The 24,376-nt window shown below is 62.6% G+C and carries 19 protein-coding genes; 6 read left to right on the top strand and 13 right to left on the bottom strand.

Translation table 11 applies throughout. From position 1 onward, the window contains the following. Nucleotides 1-4: 4 nt before the first annotated feature. Nucleotides 5-466: a (2Fe-2S)-binding protein gene (locus tag EKO19_RS14810; protein WP_129777144.1), complete on the bottom strand. Its 462-nt coding sequence runs from the start codon at nt 464-466 to the stop codon at nt 5-7. Nucleotides 467-675: 209 nt separating this feature from the next. On the opposite strand from EKO19_RS14810, the gene EKO19_RS14805 reads away from it, so the two are divergent. Further along, nucleotides 676-1,761, top strand: a complete 1,086-nt coding sequence (locus EKO19_RS14805) for a zinc-binding dehydrogenase (protein ID WP_129777424.1) — start codon at nt 676-678, stop codon at nt 1,759-1,761. On the opposite strand, the gene EKO19_RS14800 is transcribed toward EKO19_RS14805, so the two are convergent. Beyond that, the gene (locus tag EKO19_RS14800; protein WP_129777143.1) at nt 1,762-2,724 is read right to left on the bottom strand and encodes a VanZ family protein; all 963 of its coding nucleotides are present in this window, start codon (nt 2,722-2,724) and stop codon (nt 1,762-1,764) included. Between the two features lie 17 nt (nt 2,725-2,741). Between EKO19_RS14800 and EKO19_RS14795 the strand changes: the two genes are divergently transcribed. Beyond that, nucleotides 2,742-3,644: an NUDIX hydrolase gene (locus EKO19_RS14795; RefSeq protein WP_129777142.1), complete on the top strand. Its 903-nt coding sequence runs from the start codon at nt 2,742-2,744 to the stop codon at nt 3,642-3,644. 116 nt (nt 3,645-3,760) lie between these two features. After that, a complete protein-coding gene (locus tag EKO19_RS14790) occupies nt 3,761-4,768 on the top strand; it encodes a transposase (protein ID WP_129777141.1) in 1,008 nt (335 codons plus the stop codon). Nucleotides 4,769-4,863: 95 nt separating this feature from the next. On the opposite strand, the gene EKO19_RS14785 is transcribed toward EKO19_RS14790, so the two are convergent. Next, a complete protein-coding gene (locus tag EKO19_RS14785; protein ID WP_217705350.1) occupies nt 4,864-5,685 on the bottom strand; it encodes an ATP-binding cassette domain-containing protein in 822 nt (273 codons plus the stop codon). 305 nt (nt 5,686-5,990) lie between these two features. Between EKO19_RS14785 and EKO19_RS39500 the strand changes: the two genes are divergently transcribed. The 3 genes from EKO19_RS39500 to EKO19_RS14775 all read left to right on the top strand — a co-directional run bounded on the left by EKO19_RS39500 (nt 5,991) and on the right by EKO19_RS14775 (nt 8,828). Beyond that, nucleotides 5,991-6,122 (top strand): hypothetical protein, encoded by a 132-nt coding sequence (locus tag EKO19_RS39500; protein WP_281281056.1) that lies wholly within the window; start codon nt 5,991-5,993, stop codon nt 6,120-6,122. A gap of 101 nt (nt 6,123-6,223) precedes the next feature. Continuing rightward, the gene (locus EKO19_RS14780) at nt 6,224-6,955 is read left to right on the top strand and encodes a lasso peptide biosynthesis B2 protein (protein WP_129777139.1); all 732 of its coding nucleotides are present in this window, start codon (nt 6,224-6,226) and stop codon (nt 6,953-6,955) included. Between the two features lie 16 nt (nt 6,956-6,971). Beyond that, complete coding sequence (locus EKO19_RS14775; protein WP_129777138.1) at nt 6,972-8,828, top strand: asparagine synthase-related protein; 1,857 nt, start codon at nt 6,972-6,974, stop codon at nt 8,826-8,828. Between the two features lie 5 nt (nt 8,829-8,833). On the opposite strand, the gene EKO19_RS14770 is transcribed toward EKO19_RS14775, so the two are convergent. From EKO19_RS14770 to EKO19_RS14725, 10 genes are all read right to left on the bottom strand, one after another. Next, nucleotides 8,834-11,854 (bottom strand): TonB-dependent receptor, encoded by a 3,021-nt coding sequence (locus EKO19_RS14770; protein WP_129777137.1) that lies wholly within the window; start codon nt 11,852-11,854, stop codon nt 8,834-8,836. A 128-nt stretch (nt 11,855-11,982) separates the two neighbouring features. Beyond that, on the bottom strand, nt 11,983-13,191 hold the full coding sequence (locus EKO19_RS14765; protein ID WP_175597057.1) for a FecR family protein: 1,209 nt from the start codon (nt 13,189-13,191) through the stop codon (nt 11,983-11,985). Between the two features lie 32 nt (nt 13,192-13,223). Then, the gene (locus EKO19_RS14760; protein WP_129777135.1) at nt 13,224-13,859 is read right to left on the bottom strand and encodes an RNA polymerase sigma factor; all 636 of its coding nucleotides are present in this window, start codon (nt 13,857-13,859) and stop codon (nt 13,224-13,226) included. A 158-nt stretch (nt 13,860-14,017) separates the two neighbouring features. Next, the gene (locus EKO19_RS14755) at nt 14,018-15,058 is read right to left on the bottom strand and encodes a FecR family protein (RefSeq protein WP_129777134.1); all 1,041 of its coding nucleotides are present in this window, start codon (nt 15,056-15,058) and stop codon (nt 14,018-14,020) included. A 183-nt stretch (nt 15,059-15,241) separates the two neighbouring features. Beyond that, nucleotides 15,242-16,294, bottom strand: a complete 1,053-nt coding sequence (locus EKO19_RS14750; protein WP_129777133.1) for a FecR family protein — start codon at nt 16,292-16,294, stop codon at nt 15,242-15,244. A 28-nt stretch (nt 16,295-16,322) separates the two neighbouring features. Beyond that, a complete protein-coding gene (locus EKO19_RS14745; protein ID WP_129777132.1) occupies nt 16,323-16,937 on the bottom strand; it encodes an RNA polymerase sigma factor in 615 nt (204 codons plus the stop codon). 164 nt (nt 16,938-17,101) lie between these two features. Then, complete coding sequence (locus tag EKO19_RS14740; protein ID WP_129777131.1) at nt 17,102-17,827, bottom strand: GntR family transcriptional regulator; 726 nt, start codon at nt 17,825-17,827, stop codon at nt 17,102-17,104. 510 nt (nt 17,828-18,337) lie between these two features. Next, nucleotides 18,338-19,330 carry an NAD(P)H-quinone oxidoreductase gene (locus tag EKO19_RS14735; protein WP_129777130.1) on the bottom strand — a complete coding sequence of 331 codons (993 nt, stop codon included), beginning with the start codon at nt 19,328-19,330 and terminating at the stop codon, nt 18,338-18,340. Between the two features lie 34 nt (nt 19,331-19,364). After that, complete coding sequence (locus EKO19_RS14730; RefSeq protein ID WP_129777129.1) at nt 19,365-20,624, bottom strand: Yip1 family protein; 1,260 nt, start codon at nt 20,622-20,624, stop codon at nt 19,365-19,367. 72 nt (nt 20,625-20,696) lie between these two features. After that, nucleotides 20,697-24,092, bottom strand: coding sequence for a TM0106 family RecB-like putative nuclease (locus EKO19_RS14725; protein WP_175597056.1), 3,396 nt, complete (start codon nt 24,090-24,092; stop codon nt 20,697-20,699). Nucleotides 24,093-24,376 lie beyond the last annotated feature (284 nt).

The raw sequence follows: 24,376 nt of genomic DNA, 5'->3' as shown, positions 1-24,376 counted from the left end.
CTCCTCAAGTCGTCAACGAGCCGGCGGCCCGCTTGATCGCCGCGCGGATGCGCACATAGGTGGCGCAACGACATACATTGCCGGCCATCGCGGCGTCGATATCCGCGTCGGTGGGTTTGCTGTTGGTGGCGAGCAGAGCGGTCGCGCTCATGATCTGTCCCGACTGGCAGTAGCCACACTGCGGTACATCCTCCGCAATCCACGCATCCTGCACGGCCTTGCCGGCCTTCGACACGCCGACTGCTTCGATGGTCGTGATCTTGTTCGAAGTCACCGCCGACACCGGCAGCACACAGCTGCGCGTGGCGTTGCCATCGATGTGCACAGTGCAGGCCCCGCACAGCGCCTTGCCGCAGCCATATTTGCTGCCGGTCATGTTCAGATGATCACGCAATACCCACAGCAACGGCGTATCGGGCTCAACGTCGGTCTGGACCGTCTGGCCGTTGATATTCAGGGTGATCATGGGAGACCTCGGGTTGGCGGGTGGCTACCTGGAAGTGCCGGAATCTTACTCCGGCGAGGCTGCGGCCGGGTTGCACAATCCTGTCGGATTCCGCATGGCGCGTGGGTAAAAGTCGAGATGCATCGGGACCGTGCTGGCCGATTGCTCCACCGCGACGATGTGCGTAGGCTCGCCCTCCACTTTACGCTTTGGGGAAGTACATCGTGCCAATGGATGTCCGCGCCGCCGTCGTGCATGGGCCGAACCAGCCGTTCGTCATGGAAACGCTGCAACTGGACGGGCCGCGCGAAGGCGAAGTCCTGGTGCACATCAAGACCACCGGGCTGTGTCATTCCGATCTGCACGTCTACGAGGGCAAGCTGCCTTGGGCGTTTCCCGCGCTGCTGGGTCACGAGGCCGCCGGCGTGGTCGTGGAGTGCGGACCTGGCGTCACCCAATTCAAGCCGGGCGACCATGTCATTCCGTTCTTGATTCCTCACTGCGAAAAGTGCGGCTACTGCCATTCCACCAAGACCAATCTGTGCGTCGAGGCGTTCGCGCGCTTGAAGCCGGGCGAGTCGCGCTTTTCGCTGAACGGCAAACCGGTGACGCAGCTGTGGGGCCTCGGCACGTTCGCCGATTACTCGGTGCTGCCCGTGAACATGCTGGCCAAGGTGCGTGACGACGCGCCGTTCGATCCCATCTGTTACATCGGCTGTGGCGCCACGACCGGACTGGGCGCCGCGCTGTTCGCGGCCAAGGTCGAGGCCGGCAGCTCGGTCGTGATCTTCGGTCTCGGCGGCATCGGCTTGAACGTCGTGCAAGGCGCTCGCCTGGCGGGCGCGAAGAAAATCATCGGCGTCGATACCAATCCCGCCAAGGAAGCCATCGCGCGCCAGTTCGGTGCCACCGACTTCGTCAATCCGAAGCTGGTCGAGAAGCTCACCAGTCATTTGATGAAGCTCACCGCGGGGGGTGCGGACTACACGTTCGAATGCATCGGCAATCCACAGGTCATGCGCCAGGCCTTCGAATGCACCAATCCGGCCTGGGGCACGAGCTACGTTGTCGGCGTCGCGCCGCACGGCGCGGAAGTCACGTCATATCCCGGTCATTTGATGATGGGCCGTCACTGGACCGGCTGCTACATGGGCGGCGCGCGCGTCACCAAGCTGCCGGAGATCGTCGACTGGTACGTCGACAAGAAGATCGACCTGGATTCGCTGGTGACGCATCGACTCAAGCTCGAGCAGATCAACGAAGGCTTCGAGCTGATGCGCAAGGGCGAGTCGATCCGCTCCGTGATCGTGCTCTGATCATTCCAGCCACGCGCGCGAGAAATACAGCTCGCTGGCGCGTGGCGAATCGTCGGTCCGGAAAATGATCATCTCCGCGACATTGCGCAGATCCAGCTCGCGGGTGCGCGGACCGGCGGCGATATCCTGCAACGGAATGCGAATGACCTGACGGGTCCGCGACGGCACTTCGAAACGCCGGCTGAACCGATCGGTCGGCTGATTGTTGTGAGTCGCGTCGTTCACTCGGAGCAGCAACGTCAGACCCAGGGACGTCGGATTGGTCAGATCGACGGCGAGCGTCGAATACCCGCTCCAGTCCGGCCGCAGCTCGATGAAATCCAATCCTGGATACGGACCGTCGAACAGCGCGACGTGCATCGCCTGCTCGCCCGCTTTGCTCGCCCAGGGCGCGGGCAGTGGCGCCGGCGAGAACTCGGCCGACTGCTGAAAGATGAAGTAACGGTCGTACCGTTCGGTGAAATCCGCCAGCACTGGAAAGCGACCGTCTCTCTGCTGGTATTTGATCGCCGCGCGCGTGACCGGCGCCATGGCAACTGCAAGCGCCACGATGCCAATCACCACACCGGCGAATCGAACGAAGCCGGCACGTGCCGAGGCGCGCACACGCGAATCGAACCCGGCGAAGATTCCCAGCACCGCGACGGCCCCGATGACATCGTGAACCGCATCCTCCACCTCAGCATCGCGGCCCACTGGAATCTGCAGCAGCTCGGTCAGAATACCGAGCACCAGCGCCGCCGCCAGCGCCAGCGCATATTGGCCCGGCAGCCCAACCGATGCGAAGCGCGGATGGCCGCGCACGATGAACAACGTCAGCAGCGAAACGCAGCCGAAAATGGGCGCGTGCGCCGAGTTGTGCAGTGTCCTGATCCAGCGCGTGTCGCCGGGGACTGGCGCGAACACCACGGCAGCCAGCAAAATCCCGATCACCAGCAGCGCAATCCAGTGAGCGCGCTTCACCGGAACGACCCCATATCGTGAGCCATCCCACCAGCCCGCAACCCGTCATCCCTCGTCACGCAGCCAGCGTGCTCCTCCTGCGCGAACAGCACGGCGCGATCGAAGTTTTGTTGACGCGTCGACACGAGAACCTCGCGTTCATGGGTGGCATGTGGGTGTTCCCTGGCGGCACGCTCTGTCCGGCCGACACGTCCGCGCAGTCGCTGGCGCTGGTACCGGAGAGCGCGCGCGTCGACTGTCATCGCCTGCTCGATCTCGAGGGCAACGCGCTGCCGAGCGCTACGTGTTTGGGGCTGGCCATCGCAGCCGCTCGCGAAACGTTCGAGGAAACCGGTGTGCTGCTGGCGACGAGTGCGGAAGGACACCATTGTGAGAGCGAGCGACTGGCGCGACTGCATGACCGACAGCGCGCAATCGTCTCACAACCTGAGCTGTTTGCCACCTCGCTGCAGGAAGAACACCTGCAGTTGGATGTGCGCCGCTTGATTTACTGGGCGCACTGGATCACGCCGTCGGTGGTGCCGAAGCGATTCGATACTCGCTTTTATCTCGCCGCCCTGCCGCCCGGACAGCTCGCGTCCATCGACAGCATCGAAGCGACGGAGCTGTGCTGGCAGACGCCAGCAGCGCTCATCGCAGCGGCTCATGACGGCACGATGACGCTTTCGCGGCCGACGCTTTACAACTTGATGGAGCTCGACGCCAGTGTGCGACAACACGTTTCCCTGAACGCAATCCTCGCCGCTGAAGCACAGCGGGACGTCGCGCCGGTGTTGCCCAAAATACGCAGAGTCGAACGTATGATCGTCATGCCGTGGGATTCGGAATATCAAATGTTGGCGGGCGATGGCGTGTCGCCCGACATTACATATCCGCAATGTTTGCGCTCACTGCCCTCGCGCACACTCGCGGAGCGTTGACACAACAAAATATATGAATGCATGTCCCTTGAGGCCAGACTACATTCCTTCGGCACGGAGAGCATAAGCGCTCGATCGGGCGCAAGGTCAGGGAAGCTCACCAGGAGGTTTGCAGGATGTCTCGACGGCAACGGCTCCATGTTGCGGGCGGTACGTACTACGTCGTTCAACATGGCAACACACATCATCCCATTTTTTCTCAACCCGAGGACTACGCGCTGTTCGAGCGTTTGCTCGCGACCGGCCTGCGACGCACTAACGCACGAGTGCACGCCTATTGCTGGACGCCGCAAGCCATTCATCTGATCCTGCAGATCGACGAGATCTCGGTGGGTCGCATCATGCAAGGCCTCACCAGCCGCTACGCGCGCAGCATGCATCGTCGCATCGGCGAATCCGGTCACTTCTTCCGGCAGCGCTATAAAGCGGTACTGATCGATCCGAAGCATTACCTGCTGAAGCTGATGCATTACCTGCATCACATCCCGGTATTGGGCGGGCTGGCGGAGCATCCGGGCGTGGCTGAACACACCAGCCATGGCACGTATCTGCGCCAGTCCGCCACCCCTTGGCTGACGACGCGAAGCGCGTTACGACTGCTCGAGCTGAAGGACGGCGGCACCGAGTACGAAGCCTACATGGCCCGTTGCCCCGAGCCTGAAGACGTCGTTCAGTTCGAGCGTGTCGGCTCGAACGACCTGCGCGTCATCGGCAGCACCGAGTTCCTGGAGAACTTGCCTCGCAACTCGCGCACCTATCGCAGCAAGGCGTCGCTGGATCAGATCATTCACACCGTCACCTGTCGCATGGGTGTGGAGCGCGATCTGGTGCTGTCCAACTCACGTCAGCGCGAGTTTACATTGGTGCGTGCATTGATCGCGTGGTACGCGACGGAACGAGGTGTTGCGACCTTGAGCGAAGTCGCGCGTTGTCTGCGTCGCGATCCGTCGACATTGTCGATGGCGATCAGTCGTTATCGCACGCGCCGGCCGGAGCTGTTCAAGATCACGGCCATGCACGACATCTCGCCGCTGGTGCCCATCGGCGGCAACGTCAAGGTTCATTATTGGGATGGCGCCGCCGATGCCCGTGACGGCGACGACGAGGACCGGCAATCACTCTAAGCAGGGGGCGGTGTTGGTGCGTGGGGCGTTGCTGTGCTCGGCAACGCCCCGGTGAGCATCGCTCAACCGGTTTGCGCACGCGGGAGGAACGGCCTCTATCCTTGAGCTGCCGATGTCGGCAGTTCCTCCCGCTGCGAGACTGCGCCGTGCCGATCCAGCACGATGATCCGGTCGGCATGCTTGACCAGGGATCGATGATTGGCGATGACCAGCGTCGTGCTGTGCGCGGACACCCCAAGCAGATTGCGCTGAATCTCGCGCTCGGTCCTGGCATCGAGCGATGACATCGCCGCGTCGACAACGAAAATCCTCGGGCTCTTCAGCGCCGCCCGCGCAATCGAGAGCCGCTGACGTTCGCCGCTCGACAGTTTCGGGCCGTGCTCGCCGAGCACGGTCTCATAGCCATACGGCAGCCTGGCAACGAGCTCGTGCAGATTGGCGAGCCGCGCCGCTGCCTGAATTTCCAGATCGCTCGCCCCCAGCCGACCGAAGCCGATGTTGGCGGCGATGGTGTCGTTGAACAGCACCGTATCCTGCGGCACTACTGCGATGGCCCGACGCAAGGCGGACGGCGACAGATCGCCAAGTGGAGTGCCGTCGAGCAGGATGCGGCCCGCATCGGGCTCATAGAGGCGAAACAGCAGGCGGATCAGCGAGGACTTGCCCGCGCTACTCAGCCCCACCACCGCGACCGTCTTGCCGGCGGGCACCGTGAAGCTCACGTTTTGCAGAACCGCGCGTGCCTCACGATAGGCAAACGTGATGCCTTCGAGCGTGAGCTCGCCCCGGACTCGCGGGCTCGCGGGCGCCAGCACGGCGCGGCTCGTAACAAGAGCGAGCGCCACTCGCAGTCGTCGCTTCGCAAACCGGGCGGCGACCGGCCAGAAAAGCTGCAAAGTCTGCCGCAGGGTTTGCATCGGATGCCCTGGCTCACCGCGCAACCGCTCTGGACACGAACATGGTCTCCCCCTCCCGATCCAGACCATGCCACAGCCATGCGACCCGGCGGATGCCGGCGACGCAAGGCCCCGACAATCGCAGCGATCGCGTCAGTGACAGGCGTTGTGCTTTTTTACTTCAAGTGCGATTCATACGAATCGGCAGAATCGGAGCGTCGGAGTAGAAATATTTTGTGAGCTTCAGCCAGGTATATTGACGTCCGTTCTCAAACATTGCAGCGTTAGCGATGCAGGAGGACTGTTGCTTCATCGAGGGAAAGACCATGACGGAACTGGAAGAAGGAATGGACATCGAGCTGCTGGATCTGGGCGATGCGATGCTCGAGACCCGGGAAAGCGGTATGTATCCGATCGTTTTCGATTCGTACTATTTGCTGGGGGAAAGAGTGCCTTGATGGGACATCCCTCAAGGACAGGCTGAACCATTGACGTCCAACGTCGATGCGCAGGGCTTGCGTCTCGCGAGCCCTGTTGAGACAAGAACCGGGCCATAGCCATGCACACCGAAAAAGCGTACTGGCTGCCGTCGCACGTCCGGGCGTGCTCGACAGCAACTGGCACTGTGCTGCTGGACCTGCGGCGCAATCGATATTTCGGCGTCGGCCGCAAGGAAACCACGGCGCTGCGCACCCTGGCCGGCAACTGGCAGAGTCTTTCCGCCGCCAGTTTTGCCAGCGACACCGAGCCGTTGCCGCCACCCGATGCCATGAGCATCGCGGACAAGCTGGTCCAGGCCGGGCTGCTCAGCAACAGCGTTCCCGAAGCCGCCGCCTTCACCCCCACGCAGGTGGACCTCAACAGTCTGCTCACCAGCGTCGGTCACGAAGTGGATCGCAAAGCGCCGATTCGCTGGCGACACCTGGTCAGCTTCCTGCGCGCCTGCACCTGGGCCCGCAGCTCGGTGCGATCGCGGACGTTGTTTCTGGTGGCCGAAGAGCTCGGGCGACAGAAGAACGCCGCCGGCGCGCCCTTCGACAACGAACGCGCGATCGAGCTGGTCGGCATCTTTCGCCGACTGCGTCCACACACTTTCGCGGCCCGCGACCAATGTCTGTTCCACGCATTGGCGCTGGTCCGCTTCCTCGCTTATTACGACGTGTACCCGACCTGGGTCATCGGCGTGCGCACCAAGCCATGGGCGGCACACAGCTGGGTACAGCAAGGGACACTGCTCCTCGACGCCAATCCAGAACAGGTTTGCGAATACACACCGATTCTGGCGATCTAGTCGCAGGAGCGTGGCGATGTTTCGATATCTCGCAATGGTGTGGGACCGCACGAGCGCACCTCAACAAGAAGCCGTGCAACTGGTCGCCGAGCGCCTGCGACAACTGTCGCCGCAATGGCAACAGCACTATTCCGCGCCGGGCCTGCAAGTGTTCTGCATCGGCGTGCGCGACCAGGCCGTGCAGATCCATCGCGTCGATGGCAATGGCGGCATCGTCGTCGGCACGCTGCTGACTCGCAGTCGGGATCTGTTCTCGCCGACACCGGATGAGCTATTTCATTTCGGCGCGGCACAAAGCGCATCGTTCGTGCAGAGTCGCGGCCGATGGCTGATCGATCATGCGTGGGGCGACTACGTCGCGTTCGGCCGCGACGCAACCGGCGACTGCCAATGGGTCCTCAAGGATCCGACCGGATCGTTGCCGTGCCTGCGCACCGACTTTCGTGGCGCGAGCCTGTTCTTCTCCAGCATCGGCGACTGTCTCGATCTGCGACTGCTGCGCTTCACCGTCAACGAGGCATACCTGCGCGCGCACATGATGGCCGGCAGCAGCTTGCAGAATGCCTCGTCGCTCAACGAAGCATCGCCGGTGCGACGGGGTGAGTGCATCGAATTCCAGAAAGACAGCTCGGGCTGGCACAGCACCCGCAAGATGTACTGGACGCCGCTGACTTACACCGGCGCCGGGGATCTGATCGAAGATCCGCAAACCGCCGCTCGCGCCATGCAGTGTGTGATCAAGAGCGCCACCACCGGGCTGGCGCGATTGCATCGCTCCATATTGTTGAGGCTGTCGGGCGGGCTCGACTCCTCCATCATCGCCGGCTGCCTCAAGGGCACCTCGGCACGCTTCGCCGCCTACACTTACTTCAGCCCGACCGGTCGCTCCGATGAGCGCCCGTGGGCGCGGCTCGCCGCCGGTCACGCCGGATGCGAGCACATCGAAGCTCCGATGCATGCGCTGGATCTGGATCTGACGCTCGGGCTGCGCATGCCGCCGTCTCCCGAGCCTTCGCCGCTGCTCGGCTTCATTCAGCGCAGCTGCGTCGAACCGCAACTGCTGGGGCAAACCCAGGCCACCGCGATCTTCAACGGCGAGGGGGGCGACTCGGGTTTTTGCAGCGACTCGATCGGCTACGCCGTGTCCGAATACTTGAGGACGCACGGCATCGCGCCTCGCCTGTTCCAGCTCGCCTCGCAAGTGGCGCTGCTCACCGAAAAATCCAGCTGGACCGTGCTGACGACCGCGCTCCGGCGCCTGGTCTCCGACCAGGAGACCGGCATACCGACTGCCCGCATCCTCGAGGCCAGCCAGTTGGTGAGCTCCGAGCTCAAACAGGACTTTCGAGGTCACGACGCCGTGTCTCATCCGTGGTTTCAAGGTCAGCGCCGCGTGCCCTGGGACAAGATCCGGCGCATCGGCACATTGATGATGGCGCCCGAGAACTACACCGTGACCGCCGCCACCCATTCCCCCGTTGCGGAGAGCGTCTCACCGCTGTATTCCCAGCCGTCGATCGAAGTGCTGTTGCGGATTCCGATCCACACTCATTTCCATGGTGGCCGCGATCGGGGTCTGGCGCGCATGGCGTTCGCCACGGACGTTCCGGAGCCCATCCTGCGTCGTCTGTGGAAGGATCGCGCGCCGGGCTTTCACGATCAGTTGCTCGAGCGCGAGCGCCCGTTCCTGAAAGAAACATTGCTGGAAGGCGTGCTGGCGCGCCATGGCCTGCTGAACCGGCCGCTACTCGAGGAAGTGCTGTCGTCCCGCCCGACCAAGAACACGGTCTTTCCGGGCGAGATCTTCCGGCATCTGGATTCGGAGTTCTGGGCGCGTCACTGGCTCGGCAACGCCCGGCCGCAACCCGCCTGAGGATTTCAGAAGCCCTTGGACAGGCGCAGATAACTGAAGCGACCGATCAGATCGCCTTGCGAAGAATCGAAACCCGATGAATAGCCGATATCGGCGAACGACGCCGTCTGGTCGAATGCATTCTTGACACCCAGCTGCAGCTTCAAGTCATCCCACATCGGCCCGGCACCGATCATCTCGTCCACCGCGAAGCTCGCCTGCAGATCCACCAGCGTGCGCGAAGACAAGCGGCGCCCCGTGAGTCCGACCGTCGTCGCATCCATATAACCTGGCAACCAGTCGACGGTAGTCGACAGACCAATGCCGTTGCGCTTCCAGCCCACGCTGCCAACGACACGCCACCTCGGTATGGAGCCGCCGGCATTCGCGACACCGACGCGGTCGACAGCAGCGGTTCTCGGCACGTCGACAGCGCTGAACTCTTTGACCCACGTGGCGGACAGCCGCGGCGTGAACTCTCCCCAGTGCGTGCTCAATTCATACTTCGCCTCCACGTCGATGCCACTCGTGGTGAGGCGTCCGAAATTCATTCGGGAAATATCCAGCTGCAGCAGCCTGCCCGGAATGCCCGCGGCGATATCGGCCTCGGTTGGAACATCGCGCACGATGCGGTCGTGGAACGCTTCCTCGTTGGCGAGCATCGTGGAGAAATGCACGAACGTGACGCGATGATCGGTGCTGATCTTCCAGTAGCTCGTCAGCAGCCGCAGACCCGGCAGCGCGCGCGGCGACCACACGAAGCCGGCGGTCATCGAATTCGCTTCAATCGGCTGGAGATCGGGATTGCCACCGGTAACAAACGTCACCGGGCTCACTGAATCGTTGCGTGCTGGATCGGGGATGCCCGGGTACGCCACGGTCGTGCGGGGCGCGTGCAACTCGAACAGCGAAGGCGGGCGAAAGCTGGTGCTATAGGAGCCACGAAGCAGCAGGTCCTCGACGGGCCGCCACATCAATCCGAGTTGCGGATTCAGCGAGCTGCCGAAGTCGCTGTAATTGTCGAGCCGTGCGGCCAGCGTGAGCGACAGCACATCGTCGCGATCCGTAACCGAGCTTGCCAGCAGCGGCACTCGCAGCTCGGTGAAGGCAGCCCGCATGTCGCGGCCGTCGTCGACCGGCAACGTCTGGTCGTCATAGATCATTTTTTCATCGCGCCATTCGCCGCCCACCACGGCTCGAATGGGACCCGCTGGCAACTCGAGCCACTCGCCGTGCAAGAACGCCGACAGCTGCCGGCCACGCGAGAGATGACGTTCGTGATCTGGTTCAATCAGCGAGGCCAGCAGCTCCGGACTGCCGGCGGGACCGTCTACGAAAGGATTCAACGCGCGCGCCGGATCGGTTGCCGCGAGCGCCGCGCTGACACGCTGACTGTTGAGATCGACGGTGCTCAGAGCGTCGCCGGTTTCGGTGCTGATCAATCCCGCCACTTCCCATTCCCAGCTGGAAATCAGCGGACCTCGCAGCCCGAACGCGCCCCGCAGCCACTCAGTATCGTGTTCGAAGCGACGCGGCTCGAGGCCATTCAGAATGACATCGACCCGCACCGGCTGGCCGAACGGATTGAAGGGATTGTTTGCCGGCACCAGTGCGCCCTGCAGCGTATGGAGACCTTCCTGTGAGGCAGTCTGACGGTTGGTGTAGAGCACTTCCGCAAACGCCGTCAGCACCGGTGTCAGATCGTACTCACCAAATAGCGCCACACTGCGCTGCCGGGCCTCCGGCACGATGGACAGCGCGCTCGCGGTGCTCGTGTAATTGCGAACGCCCGCGGTTGCGACGAAGTCCTGCGGCGTCAGTCCGATGCCACTGCTGCCTTCAGGCACCATCGCGAAGGACGATGACAACCCTGGCAGATTGTCGCCGCGCAATGAGCTCACCGTTCCTGGAACACCCGCGACAGACCGATAGTCGACACCGCCATAGCGCGTGTAATCCTGATCGCTCCACAGGCCGCGCTCAGATCCCAACAGAAAATCCCGCTGGTAGTAGTCGAAAATTGCCGAGGCTCGCAGTCGCTCGGTTTGATAACCGGCACTGAACGACCCGCGCGCCATATCCGCGCCACCGCTGGCGCCGCCATACTGCATGTCGAGCACGGGCTGCGAGATTTCTTTCTTCAACACCACGTTGATCACGCCGCCCATGGCGTCGGCGCCATAAATGGCCGAAGCAGAGTCCGACAGCACCTCGACCCGTTCCACCGCAGCGAGCGGAATGCTGTTCAAGTCGAACGCGTTGAGCACCAGACTGTTCGACGTGGGAACGACGCGTCGCCCGTTGATGAGAACCAGCGTGGTATCGATGCCGATGCCGCGCATCTGTGAGTACTGCGCACCGCCGCTGTAATAATGCTCCGCGCGAGTAAATGGTTGTTGTGGCGTATAGCGTAAAACGTCGGGAATGGAAGACGCGCCGAGCTCTTCGATCATCCGGCGCGTGAACACCTGCACCGGCGCGGGACCTTCACCCGTACGCTCGATGCGGGAACCGGTGACGATCACTTCGTCGACATGATCGAACGTAGGCGCGCCGATCATCGCGGCCGAACCCGACTGACCGGCCGCGGCCATGCCAGGCTCCAGCGGTCGATGTTTCTTTTGCAGATAGATCTGGCCTTCCGCCAGACGGCTGCGATCCTCGTCGGAGCCAGTCACACCGTTACGAGGCGCGCCGAGCAGCGACGGCGCCATGACGACCAGCGAACGCGCGTTGGTCCGGCGGTAAACCAGACCGCTCTCCGCCAGCAGCCGGGTCAGTGCGATTTCCGCGGTGAACTTGCCCCGCAAGGGTCCCACCAACCGGGTTTGATCGGTCTGTGGATCCGGCCAGAAGCTGATCAGCAGGCCGGTCTGGGTCGTGAATTCCTTCAGCGCCTCGATGATGGGCAGGCGTGGAATATCGAGCGTGTATTCCTGAGCGGTGCGCGCGTCTTCGTGCGTGTTCTGAGCGGGCGCGCGGTCGGGCCACCAGCAGCCCGCAACAACGGCCGCCACGAGTCCGGCGATGACCTGTTTCGCGACCATCTCCCCAGCAAATTCCCTTTGACATCGGGGCCGCTGCCCCGCCGCTGATGACTGGGAATCTACCGCAAGGCGTCGCGATGCGCTGAGACTTTGCTACCTAGGGAGCAACCCCGAGCGAAAATATATCTTCAGATCGGATTGGGATTGACGGTCGGCGGCACATTGCCGCCACCGTGATTGGATTCGGAACTTTCGGCACCGGGCAGCGTCGCTGCCGACACGCCTCGACGCAACTCGATACGCAGCACATCGGGAACGTTCCGCACGATCACGATGTCGGGACTGGTCGCCAGCGCCCCGACAAACGATTCAGGATCGGTGGCGCTGACCCGGAAGAAGGCCAGGCGACGCGCGGCAATCGACGGCTCGCCGATCACGATCTTCACCCGATTGAGCCGATTGAAGTCGCGGGCCACTTCCGCGACCGTCTTGTTTTCATACACCAGCCAGCCCTCGGCCCAGGCCTGCTCGTAATCCAGGTTTACCTTTTCTTTAGCAACGGGCTGCGCGCGGCTGGCCCGCGTGATGGACACCTGTTCACCCGCGGCGAGCGCAACGCCTCCGGTTGCTTCAGCGAGTTGCGCCGGCGCGGTGGTCACCGTGCCTCGGATGGCATCGCGGCCGTCGCGATAGAGCGCGACGCTGCCTTCGGTGACCGCAACCACATCCTTGCCGCCGAGCCGCGAGACCCGGAACTCCGTACCGACCGCGAGCACGCCGATCATCTCCGACTCAACATAAAACGGTCGCGTGCGATCCTTGGCGACATCGAACCTCGCCTCGCCCTGGATCAACCGGATCGTGCGGTGATCGTCACCGAACGCGACTTTCAATTTCGAGGCCGGCCCGAGCCGGACCCTCGTCCCATCGGTCAGCGACACGGTCCGCCACTCGCCCAGCTCGGTCTCGATGGTGCGATCGAGCCAGGCGACCTTGGCCATGAAGCCCAGGAAAAAGGACATCGTGAGACCGACCACCGCGGCGGCGATCTTCCACGTCTCGACGCGCGGCCGGCGCCGGGCCGGCTCGTCGGCGAATGAGTCGAAAGGGGGCGGCTCGGACTCACGCTGCACGCCCAGCTCGATGATGTTCGAGGGGTCGCCCGTCCTGGGCGAACGATTGACGACCTTGGCGGCGCGCAGCGCCTGATAAACCTGCTGGATCCGGAGCAGCTCGGCGATATGAGTCGGCGATTCCTTCAACCAGCGAACATTCCGCTCGCGATTGCGTGCACCGAGCCGGTCGTCGCGCAGGCGCACGAACCATTCGGCGGCTTCGTTGCTCAACGACTCTTTGCTGGCCCGTTCATGGGCCCGGTGGCTCAGGCTTCCTTTCATTCCGAAATCCTCGTCGTCGTCCATTGGAGTGTTCACAGGTCCTCCAGTCGCAATTGCATGCGCAACGTACTGTAGGCACGTGTGAGATCGCGCAATACGATCCGATACGTCAGTCCCCTCTGCTGAGCGATCTGCTTGTAGGTCAGCCCCTCGTTCACGTGTAACAACAAAACCTCACGCTGCCGTGGCGGCAGCCGATCGACGGCCGCCTGCACGTATTCATTGGCCCGCGTCTTGGCGAACGCGTTTTCCGGCTCATCGCCGGCCTCGATCTGCAACTCATCCAGCCAGCTGTCGTCATGCGGCTTGCGGACCCTGGAGCGCTCGCGCCACTCGTTGGCGACGTTGGCGGCAATCCGGAACAGATAGCCCTGCGGGTTATCGACGGCGACATCGTCGCTATAGCGAAGCAGCCGCAGGAACACTTCCTGGGCGAGATCGTCGATGTCACCCGGCGGCACCGAGGCGCGATTGCGCAGCCAGCTGCGGATCGGCTTGCGCCACTTGCCGAACCACTCGATCAATCGACCGTCGCGGCTGTGACGCGGACGAGCCTGCTGGCCCTCGGCTTCTTCGGGGCGACAGCCCTCCGGCTCGCGCTGTTCATCCTCCCTGGACGAATTCCAACGATCTTCCTCTTGCAACTGCTGCTTCTGCCGATCGATCACTGAGCGTTCTGGCGCCTGAGGCTAACTGTCTGAGGGGGAAACCATTCCCCCACGGCTAGATGACTGGATCACGGGCGCGAATCATCCCTCCGGCGCCCCCGGCCGGAAGCGATCAGGGATTACGTCGAATCGGAGGGCTGAACCTGAAGGCGAACCGCCTACGACCGTTCCAGATGCAGAACCTTCGCACCAGCCTGGCCACCGGTTTTCTGGGGATAGTCCTGATACCAGCGATTGACCTTGCGCACGAAGTCCTCGGGCTGGCTGGGCTTGAACGTCAGCGGCTGATTCAGGCGCAGCCGCGCCACCTGGGGATCGTCGACGATCACCTGAACGTCGTTGCGCAGATTGAGCTGAGCGACGATGTCGCCGACCCGCTCACCGTCGTATTCGTACCAGTCGCGAATCCATTTCAGCTCGCGATTGGCATCGACGCCCACCGGCGCGCTGGCCCCGGTCGGCGACATCACCACCTGTTGATCCGCGACGACCGGCGTCATCGATTGCACGCCATCACGAACTGCGGTCGCCGTCACGACAACCTTCCCTTCCGCGACCGTAACCACCACGGTGTCACCGAGATCCGCCGCGGCGAATTCGGTACCGACGGCCTGCACTGTGCCCGCGTCCGTCGAGACGATGAATGGCCGGCCGGGCTCCTTGGCAACTTCAAACAATGCCTCACCGCGCACCAGTCTCACTGCGCGCACGTCGCCATTGAAATGGAACCGCAACTTGGTGCGCGGCCCGGCATAAACCACTGAGCCGTCTTCCAGCAATTGTTTATCCCAGTGACCGAGCTGAGTCACGATGACTTTATCGGTGCTCACGAGGCTCGCGAACAGCGTCACGATGAGCGCGAGCACCACACTCGCCGCGATAGCAATTTTTTTAGTGTTGAAACGCAGCGACACGGTCGGCATCCGCGGCGGCGGCGGCGGACGTCGCGTGATACAGGCATAAGAATCGAAATTGATGACATTGCCGGGCAGCGCGCGCGGCACGCCTTTCTTCAACGACCCCTGCAACACCACTTCGAGTGCGCAGATGCGCGCGAACTCATGCACGTGGCTCGGCGACGCCTGCAGCCAGGTACGAAACTCGAGCCGCGAGACCGGATCCAGCTCACCGTCGTTGACGAGTTGGTGCCATTCCACGGCCTGCCTGATCACAGCACGCTGTTCTGGTGTTGGGTTCATGTTCCCGGTCCCCGCTGAGTAGTTCACAGGCGCAACTGTTTAGCGATCTGTGACTACGTTTCCGTAAGCCGTGGAGTACCCCGCGCCTAATGAAGACCGGGCGAAAGCAGTACTCCATCCCTAGGAATAGCGTCAGGCGGGATACGAAAGTTACGCTGCAAAGCAGCGATCTTGGCGGGCGCGTTATTCGGGCAATAATCGAATGACGTTCGCACTCTCGTAGGCGACCTGCACGTCCGGACGCGCTGCCAGCATCAGCACGAATGTTTCCGGATCGTCCAGCTTTACCGTAGTGAAGGGCATGGCAATCGCGCCGATGGCCGGGTCGGACATCACCACCTTCAAACGATTGCGACGATTGAACTGTTCGATGGCTTCGCGCACCGTTTCGCCGCGGAATTCGTAGTAACCCGTGGCCCACTGCAACTCGCGCGATGCGTCGACTTGTTTCACCGGCTGCGCGTTGCCGTCGGATAGAACGATCTGCTGATCTTCGATCAGCTCCGCCACTGCCGCACGTTTGATCGTGGTCACACGATCGTCACCATGTTTGCTCACTGCAACTTTGCCGTGAGCTACCGTCACGACGGCGGTCGATGCATTCATCAACGACACACCAAACTCCGTGCCCACCGCGCGCACATCGCCGACGTGAGTCGTCACGATGAATGGTCGGCTGGGATCTTTCGCCACTTCGAATACAGCTTCGCCTTCGCTGAGCACGATGGTGCGTTGATTCTGGTCGAACGACCAACGCAACCGGGTGTTCGGCCCGATGCGCAACACGCTGCCATCGGAGAGCATCGCGCGATCCCACTGGCCCGGGCCGGTGGCGATGCGCTTATCGAAATACGTCGCCTTCAGCGTCCAGCCAGCGACGATCGTCACCAGGATGCCGGCGATGGCCGCGGCGACTTTCATCTGTCGCGCGCGCCGTCGCTTCAACTGTCGAGTCTGCTTGTGTACGACCGTCATACCCCGCGGCCCGAACGGAATCACATTCTCGCCGGGCTCGCCCTCCGGCGACACGCGCATGTGCAGTTTCGCTTTGCGCCCGTAACCGTGATAGCGATAGATATCGAGCAGAGCCTCGACGTTGCGACTGGACGCCTTCAACCAGGCGAGATACTCGCGACGCTCGCGCGCCGACAGATCGTTCGCCACCAGCCGCACGAACCAACCCGCCGCCTGCTCGCTCAAGAGCCCGTCGATTTCGGTGTCGCTGCTTTGTTTCATACCCCTTGCCCTCAATGGCCTGCGCTTCCTAGAGGTCTTCAGCCTTCAGCTGCATGCGCAGCGCGGCGTAAGCGCGAGTCAGATCCCTTAGAACGATCCGGTAAGTCACACCCAATCGATCGGCGATTTCTTTGTACGTCAGGCCCTCATTGACATGGAGCAACAGCACTTCACGCTGCCGCTTCGGCAAGCGGTTGACCGCGTTTTGCAGATGTTTGCTGACACGATTCTGGAAAACGGCATTGTCCGGCTGATCGGCCGGATCGACCTGCAGCTCATCGAGCCAGCTGCGATCGTGCGGCTGGCGCACGCGCGAACGATCGCGCCATTCATTCGCAACGTTGGCGGCGATCCTGAACAGATAACCCTGCGGATTCTCGACGGCGACATCGTCGCTATAACGCAGCAGCCGTAGAAACACTTCCTGGGCGAGGTCGTCGACTTCGGCACGCGGGACCGAAGCGCGACTGGAAAACCAACTGCGAATGGGCTTGCGCCAACGATCGAACCACAGCGTGATGCGGCCATTGCGGGTGGCCATCAACGAGCTCGCGACGTCCGGGTCGGCGATATCGGGTTGCGGCGCATGTGTAGAAGTACGCCCCGGCTCGCCCCGCTCCAGGTGCTTGTGGCGATCGATCACTGGATTTCCCTATGTCTGAAGCAACGCGACTTGCCTGCCACGATTATCTCACCCGCCGGGCCAGTGTGCCCGGGCACGGCGCGATCCGTCATTAAGTACTGACCGGGAGCGCGGGCGAGGCCAGCCCCCGGAGGCGAAGAATGCCTCCGGAGGCAGCGCAAGCATTATTTATTTTCGGCAAGAAACGGCCGGAACAACAGCTCTTTGCAAATCGATGACACCAGCTCACGACGCCTCTGATGATAGATCTGTAGTGCCAGCTGCAACTGCTCTTTGTTGTTCTCGCTGTAGAGCTGTCGCAAGCGCGCGAGCTCATCGACCACGCCTTCGATGATCTCGCCTTCGATCATGCGCGCGTGATGCAGACGATCGTTGAAGTTGCGAATGATGTCCGCGAGCTCGCCGATGCCCGAGCGCGTCGCGATGCGCACGAACAGATCGTCGACCGTGCGCGTCAACTGATCGGGCCGGTCCGACAACGGCAGTGACGCGAAGATCTTCGACGGCGCCTTGGTATCGTCATCGATCATCGCGGCTGCGTTCCATTCACGAATCGCCGAGTCGAGCAATGTTTGATTCAGCGTGTACAGGCCACGCAATTCGTCTTCCGATGCCGTCTTCGCGAAGAAGCCTCGCTTCGGCGCGAATACGATCAGTCGCTCCGCGGCGAGCCTGGTCAACGCTTCTCTCACCGGCGTGGTACTCACGCCGAGCTCTTCGGCGAGCGTACCGATCTGCAACAACTGCCCAGGCGCGAGCGTATGCGCCAGCAACAGCGACTTGATGCGGTCGTAGATTCCTTCCACGGCGTGATCGCTGCTGGCCTTGCGGCTGGTGGTTTCTTCCCGTTTCAACACAAAGATTCGCTTGCTTGGATCCGCTGAGAGCATGGTGCGCCCTCCGTAGTTAACCTGAAGATGAAAACCTCTGAGACATCGACGTCCCACCCTGTTCTGTCGTCACCCCTACCTCCCAACGGCGCGATCTCCGGAACTGCGCCGGTAATTTTTTTGTTACGTACGCTTGCTTGCCGAGCAACACCACGACGTGTGGCTCTGTCGGTGGTCACAGAGAAAGGAAGACTGATGCATGGCCGATTCCCTCAACCACTTTCCGCTGATGGCGCCGAAAAATCCCTTTGGATCAGGCCGCTGCCGCCAACGACCTGCCCTCGACGCCGCAAATATTCCCTGCAATGCTGGTGCCGGCGACGCAATGCGCGGGATGGCATCCCGATCAATACGCAGCGATACAGGGTTGGGAAAAACTACCAGACGCCGCCTCAGGACCTCGGCGAAATAGCGGCAAATTCGGAAAATGCCTAGAGATGAACTCTCAGAGATGCCCGGTCTTAGCGACTTTGTTGTTCGAGTTGCGAAATATGCTAAGAAACGGCGCTATCAATGGATGGCGTGGTCGACCGCGAGCACGATCTTCCCCCGGTGGGCACTGCTCTCCATATACGCATGAGCCTCATTGGCGCGCTCCAGCGACACGACCTTGTCGACGACCGGCTTGATCGTCCCGCGCTCGAGCAACGGCCACACCCCTTCCAACAGACGGGTCTTGATGAACCGCTTGAATGCCACATCGCGCGGTCGCAGTGCCGACCCGGTAATCACCAACCGGCGCTGCAGGACTTTCAACAGGTCGGCCTCGCCCTTCAGACCGCCTTGAGTGGCGATGATCACCAGCCTGCCTTCCGTGGCCAGGGTAGCGATGTTTTTTGACAGATAACTACCGCCCACCATGTCGAGCAGCACATTCACGCCGCGCTTGCCCGTTACCTCGGCTATCACAGCAACGAAATCTTCCGTTTTGTAATTGATGGCGCGCGTGGCGCCGAGCTGCTCGCAGAACCGGCACTTGTCATCGCTGCCGGCAGTAGTGAACACGGTGTGACCCAACGCCTTTGCAAGCTGAATGGCTGACACACCGATGCCGCTGGAGCCGCCATGAACCAACAATGTCTCACCGGGCTGCAGCCGCCCGAATTCGAACACGTTGCTCCACACAGTGAAATACGCTTCGGGTAGCGACGCCGCCTCGATCATGCTGAGCGAGCCGGGGACCGGCAGCACTTGCGCCTCGTCCACGACGCAATACTCGGCATAACCGCCACCCTGAAGGAGCGCGCACACCCTGTCGCCCACTTTGAAATCACGAACCGCGGAGCCGATCGCCTCCACGACACCGGCACATTCCAGACCGGGATAGCTCGGCGCGCCCGGCGGCGGCGGATAGCCACCCTTGCGCTGGAGCACGTCCGCGCGATTGACACCAGCGGCCGCGATCTTGATCAGCACTTCGCTTGCTTGAGGTGTCGGCACAGGACGCTGCGCGACGACCAGTGCCTCTGGACCGCCGGGCTGGGGAACATCAATGATCTTCATACCGCCTCAACCTCAACCATCGACTCTCGACGCGTCAGTTCTTGACGCCCTCAGTGCGCAGATCGGCGAGGCCGTCGAGATTCAGCTCTTCCGCCGCGTCACGCAGCTCGCCCAGGCTACCCGCGGCGCCGTCGACCTTCACCGTGAAGCGATCGCCGACGACCACCGTGTACTGCCCGCGAGACGCGCCACTATCCCACTCCTGATGCATCAAACGGCCGTCCTCGCGAAAAGTTTTCTCGTGACGCCCATTCTCTTCCTTCTCGCCTTCCACGCCGGCCCAGCTGGCCAAGCCTAGCAAACCTTTGGCGTTGCCGGCGTCGGTGATCTCCAGCCGGACCTCACGGCCTGAATCATTGGAGTACGTGGCCGACGCCGTCGACACCTGAAAGCCCATCGCGCCACTGCGCTCGGCGGACAGGCTCGAGCGATTCAGGCCGGCCAGCGCTTCCGGCACGAATGCCTTCAGGCGGTCCGGCGCCAGCGACTCGACCTGCTCCCCACCGCCCGCCAGCGCGGCACCGAACACCGCCTTCAACGCCTCTTCCTGCGCACCCTGATCGCCAGACTTCTGCGCCTCTTCGAGCTTCTTGTTGGCAGCTTCCATGTCCTCGCCCCACTTCTGCATCTTGCCGAGCGCGCTGTTCTCGTCGAACTTCACATCGTCATCGCCCTTCGAGGAGCTGTGGGTCGATGCGCTCATCATGCTGCCCACACCAACGACGCTGCCGATCACCGCGCCGGCGATGGCGGCCACGACGATCGTGATGATGACGACGACCGCGGTATAACCTGCCGCCTTCTCCCGCGAACACTTCATCAACTCCGGCAAGCCGAGATACAGCAGATAGATGCTGTAGATGCCGCCAGCAATACCGATGAGGATGCCGAGACCCGGAACGATTCCCGCGATGGACGCGACACTGCCGGCCGTGGTCGAGTACGCAACGACCTTCAGCGCCTGGATGTTATTTTTCTGGCCACCGAACGACGGCGCGAGCGCATCGACGATCAGGCCCACCAGATACACCAGCACCAGCCCCATCACGAACGTCAACACCGCCTGGGTCAGCCCGTAGCCGATGCCCATGCGGACCGTGCCGCCGAAGAACGTCGACACGCCAATCACGCTCATCTGCAGAAAGCCGAAAATCGCCGGAATCGCGGCGAGCGGAATGACATAACCTTTATAGAGGTCGGCGACCGTGGTCGGCTCGCCTGCAATCACCGGCCACTCCGTCTTGGGCGACAGCAAAATGGCTTTGGCGCGAGCCATCAGTTTGTTGAAATCCAAAGGGACGCTCCTGAGTCATGAAGAGCGTGGTTTATGCCAGAAGCCCGGCGATGGCAGCACTGACCGAAAGACCTAAAGCGGGCGGGCGAGCTCTCTATAGCGGCAGTACGCGTTGGCCAATTCCATTTGCCGCGGCGTCGTGCAGGCGGGCTCGAAGATGGCAGGCGACGCGACCAGCACGCACACACATTTCGCGCGCGACACCGCCACGTTGAGACGATTCAAGCTGTACAGAAACTCCATGCCTCGCGGCGCATCGGCGTGCGACGACGTCGTCACCGAGTACATGACGATCGCCGCTTCCTGTCCCTGAAACTTATCGACCGTGCCGACGCGCGCACGCGGCAGGCGGCGTTGAATCTCGAACACCTGCGCGTTGTACGGCGCGATGATCAGAATGTCATCGATGGTGACGGGCCGCGAGCGGCCGTCGCGATCGGTCCAGGAGGCACCTGCCGCCAATGTTTCTTCGACCAACCGCTGAATCACCTCGGCCTCTTCCGGCGCGGAGTTCTGATTGCCCTCATGCACCACCGGGAGGAATCGCAATCCGGTGCCCTGAATACGACCGCTTGATGTGACTTCCTGCCGGTTGAGACCGGCGCGACACGCCAATCTGCTTTCGTAGAACAGCTCGGAGGTAAACGAGCCAATGTCGGGATGCAGGCGCCAGGTTTCTTCCAGGAACAAGCCCTGCCCCTCGCCGATGGTCGCCGCGCCGCCGAGCACGTGCTCGAGCGCCGACACGTCGGTTCCTTCCGGATGACTGCCTTGAATCGGCTGTTCCAGCTGTTGCGGATCGCCGAGCAATACCAGCGCTCGGCACGCCTGCGACACCGCCAACACGTTGGCCAATGACATTTGCGCCGCCTCGTCCACGAACAACGTGTCAACGGCCTCGAACGCATCCTCGCGCGACCACAGCCACGCCGTTCCCGCCACCACCTGACACGAGACCCCGAGCGCAGCGAGCGCCTTCTCGTTATCCGTCTCGAAGCGAATGCCCGGCACGTCGGCCGCCTTGTCGGCGACCTTCTGCAAACATTGAACGTCGATATGCATGCGACCGGCCTGCTCCACGACCTTGTCGAGCAGATTGCGAATGACCTTGTGACTGTTCGCCGTCACACCGACTTTCTTGCCCGCCTTCACCAGCGCGCAAATCATCCGCGCCGCCGTGAACGTCTTGCCCGCGCCCGGCGGGCCTTGAATCGGCAGGACTCCACTCGCAAGCTTCGTCGCCACGCGAACCGCAGCCTCGCTCGCGGACTCACCGCTCAATTGCAGCGGATCGTTACCCAAGCGCGGCGGGACGTTGAGCAAGAGATCTCTCGCCGCCTGATAGGCGCCGATGCCCGCGATGTCATTGTCAGCGACGTGAGCTCCGAGCCGCGACAATGCATCGGCCATCACGCCGGTGCGCACCATGTCATGCGCGAATGCCGCTTGCGGATGAAGTGCGATCGAGTCGCCACGCTTCCTGATGTCGATGGTCCGGCTTTCGGCTGAGACCGACACGACCGTTCCCAATTTCTGCTCCAGGCTCAGATGCAGCGTGTCGCCTTCGCTCAGCTCCAGTTCCTGCGGCGGAAACTGATACCGATGAATCGGCGCCCGCGCCGTCCCACCGACGCTCGCGCGAAACACCAGGCCGCTGATGCCACAGCGCTCATCCTGCAGATCGTCGGGCGTCAGCTCGGCGAGGCGGAAAAATTCCCACCACGACGACTTCAACTCTCGACGATGCCAGTCGAGCGAATGCGCGAGAATCCAGCGCGCCTGCTGCTCGGCCGTGCGCTCCGCCGTGTCTGCCGGCACGTCGGCGGTGAGACGCGCCACCAGCGCCGCCACTTCACGCTGACGTTCGTCGAGCTCAGCCGATGGCTCCGGATCCTCCGCCGCCGGTCGCGAAATCGCCGCGCCATTGGCGATCATTTCGCTTCTGATCTTCTCCAGCCAATCCCGCAGCCGCTGCGCCGAGAGACAATCGTCGCAGTTGTAACGGCGCACGATGTCCTTGCACTCCTCAGAGATCGCGGCCGCGTCGTCGAGCTCCAGGCGTGCCTGCAACTTCGCCAGCGCACTTCTCACCTCGACCAGCGGCACGCCGCGGTTGAAATCGTAGAAGGGCTCGAGATTCTTGATCGAGTACCGCTCCACACTGGCACGAATGCTCTGACGCGCGATCGTGTAGAGATCGACGAACAGCGACGCACGCAACATGCGGTCGATCTCGTCCTCGCGCGTCGCATATCGCCCCATCAGCCGCTTCAGCGCGCTCGGCTCATAGGGAGCGTAGTGATAGATGTGAAGCCCTGGATACTGAGCCCACCGCGCCATGACGAAATCGACGAAGCGCTCGAACGCTCGCCGCTCCTCGACCCGCGAGAACGCCCATTCGGCGACGTAGTTGCGCGCCCCGCTCGCTTCGGTGGTGACGTAGCCGAACAGGAACTCCAGCCCCTCGTCGCCAACGAACGGATCCGCTTCCAGGTCGAGGAAGATGTCTCCGGGCGATGGCTCCGGCAGCCGATGGAGCCCGGCGCCCGGCACGAGCGGCAACGGCTCATAGATTTCCCGCGCGCCCTGCCGCCCCTCCCATTGAACGCGCGCCTGCTCACGACTTCGCTCGAACGACTGAGCGAGGCCGCGCTCGGGCTTCCAGGGCAGCGGCAATGGCAATTGCGCCAGACCGGCAAGCGTTGTGACGCTGTGTCGGGCCAGCTCGGCAATCTGCGCTGTGGAAATGCCTGCCACCAAGCACAAATGGTCATCCTGCCGCCGCCGCGTATCGCAGTCTCGCCGCCATCGGCAGATGTCGCAGTGATCTTTGGGCTGGGGATAGGTCGGCGCGGCCTCCTTCGCCGCTAGCGACCGCTCCAGCTCCGCTCGTACCTGGCGGTAATAGGCCGCATAGGCCGCCGCCCTGTAGCGCTCAGGCTCGAAACCGCGCCCCGGCGTGACGACATACATGGCCTCCGGCGCGCACCCTTGCGCACTCGCCAGCAAGTCCGAGTACAGGCACAGCTGAAGCACCGTGCCGCCCTTGGTCTCCCTGGCCAGCTTGGTGTCGACGACCTCGTACGACCAATCGCCCAGCGCACTGGCCTTCGGCACCCGAAGCAGGATGTCCGTTCGCCCGCTCCACACCCCATCCAGAAATGCGCCCTGCACGATGACTTCCGCGCCCGCTCGCATGGCCGCCATCGTTTGCTCGACCTGCGCCGGCGCGATGCCGATCCCTTCGATCTCGACGACCGTCAGGCCGCGCGCCCGCAGATGCTCGACATACTCCCGCTCATGCGCAGCGCCCCGCTCCCACAGCACTTCCAGCGACGGATCCCAGACCTGCGGCTTCGCCAGCATCCCGGCGGCGACCTGGGCATCGAGGTGGGTCAGATGGTGGCAGTTGAGATACCCCACCAGATCGGAAGCGCTCAGCTGGAGCGCACGGCCGCGTTTGAGCAAGGGAGTTCCGACGGCGCTTATTGAAAGGGGCGCAGACTGTACAACCCGCACCCGGACCGCAATATCGCGGTTTCATCGGTGGGTCCGAGGAAGCTTGCAGCCCCATCCTCCCTGAAAGGGCTGCAAATTCTCCGCGTCGAGGCGGTGCCCGGCTCGAAGATTCGCAGCGGACGTCATCCATGACGCCCACTACAAACCACCAAGGGCGAACCAAGCACCTAGGTCCTGATGATCTTTGGGTCTCTGTCCACATGGACCGGATCAGGTGCTGAGCTTAACCCCCC

Origin of the sequence: Peristeroidobacter soli (genome assembly GCF_004138485.1) — a bacterium.
Taxonomy (GTDB): Bacteria; Pseudomonadota; Gammaproteobacteria; order Steroidobacterales; family Steroidobacteraceae; genus Steroidobacter; species Steroidobacter soli.
The sequence above is the reverse complement of the archived record's forward strand: the minus strand, read 5'-3'. Positions and strand labels throughout refer to the sequence as shown.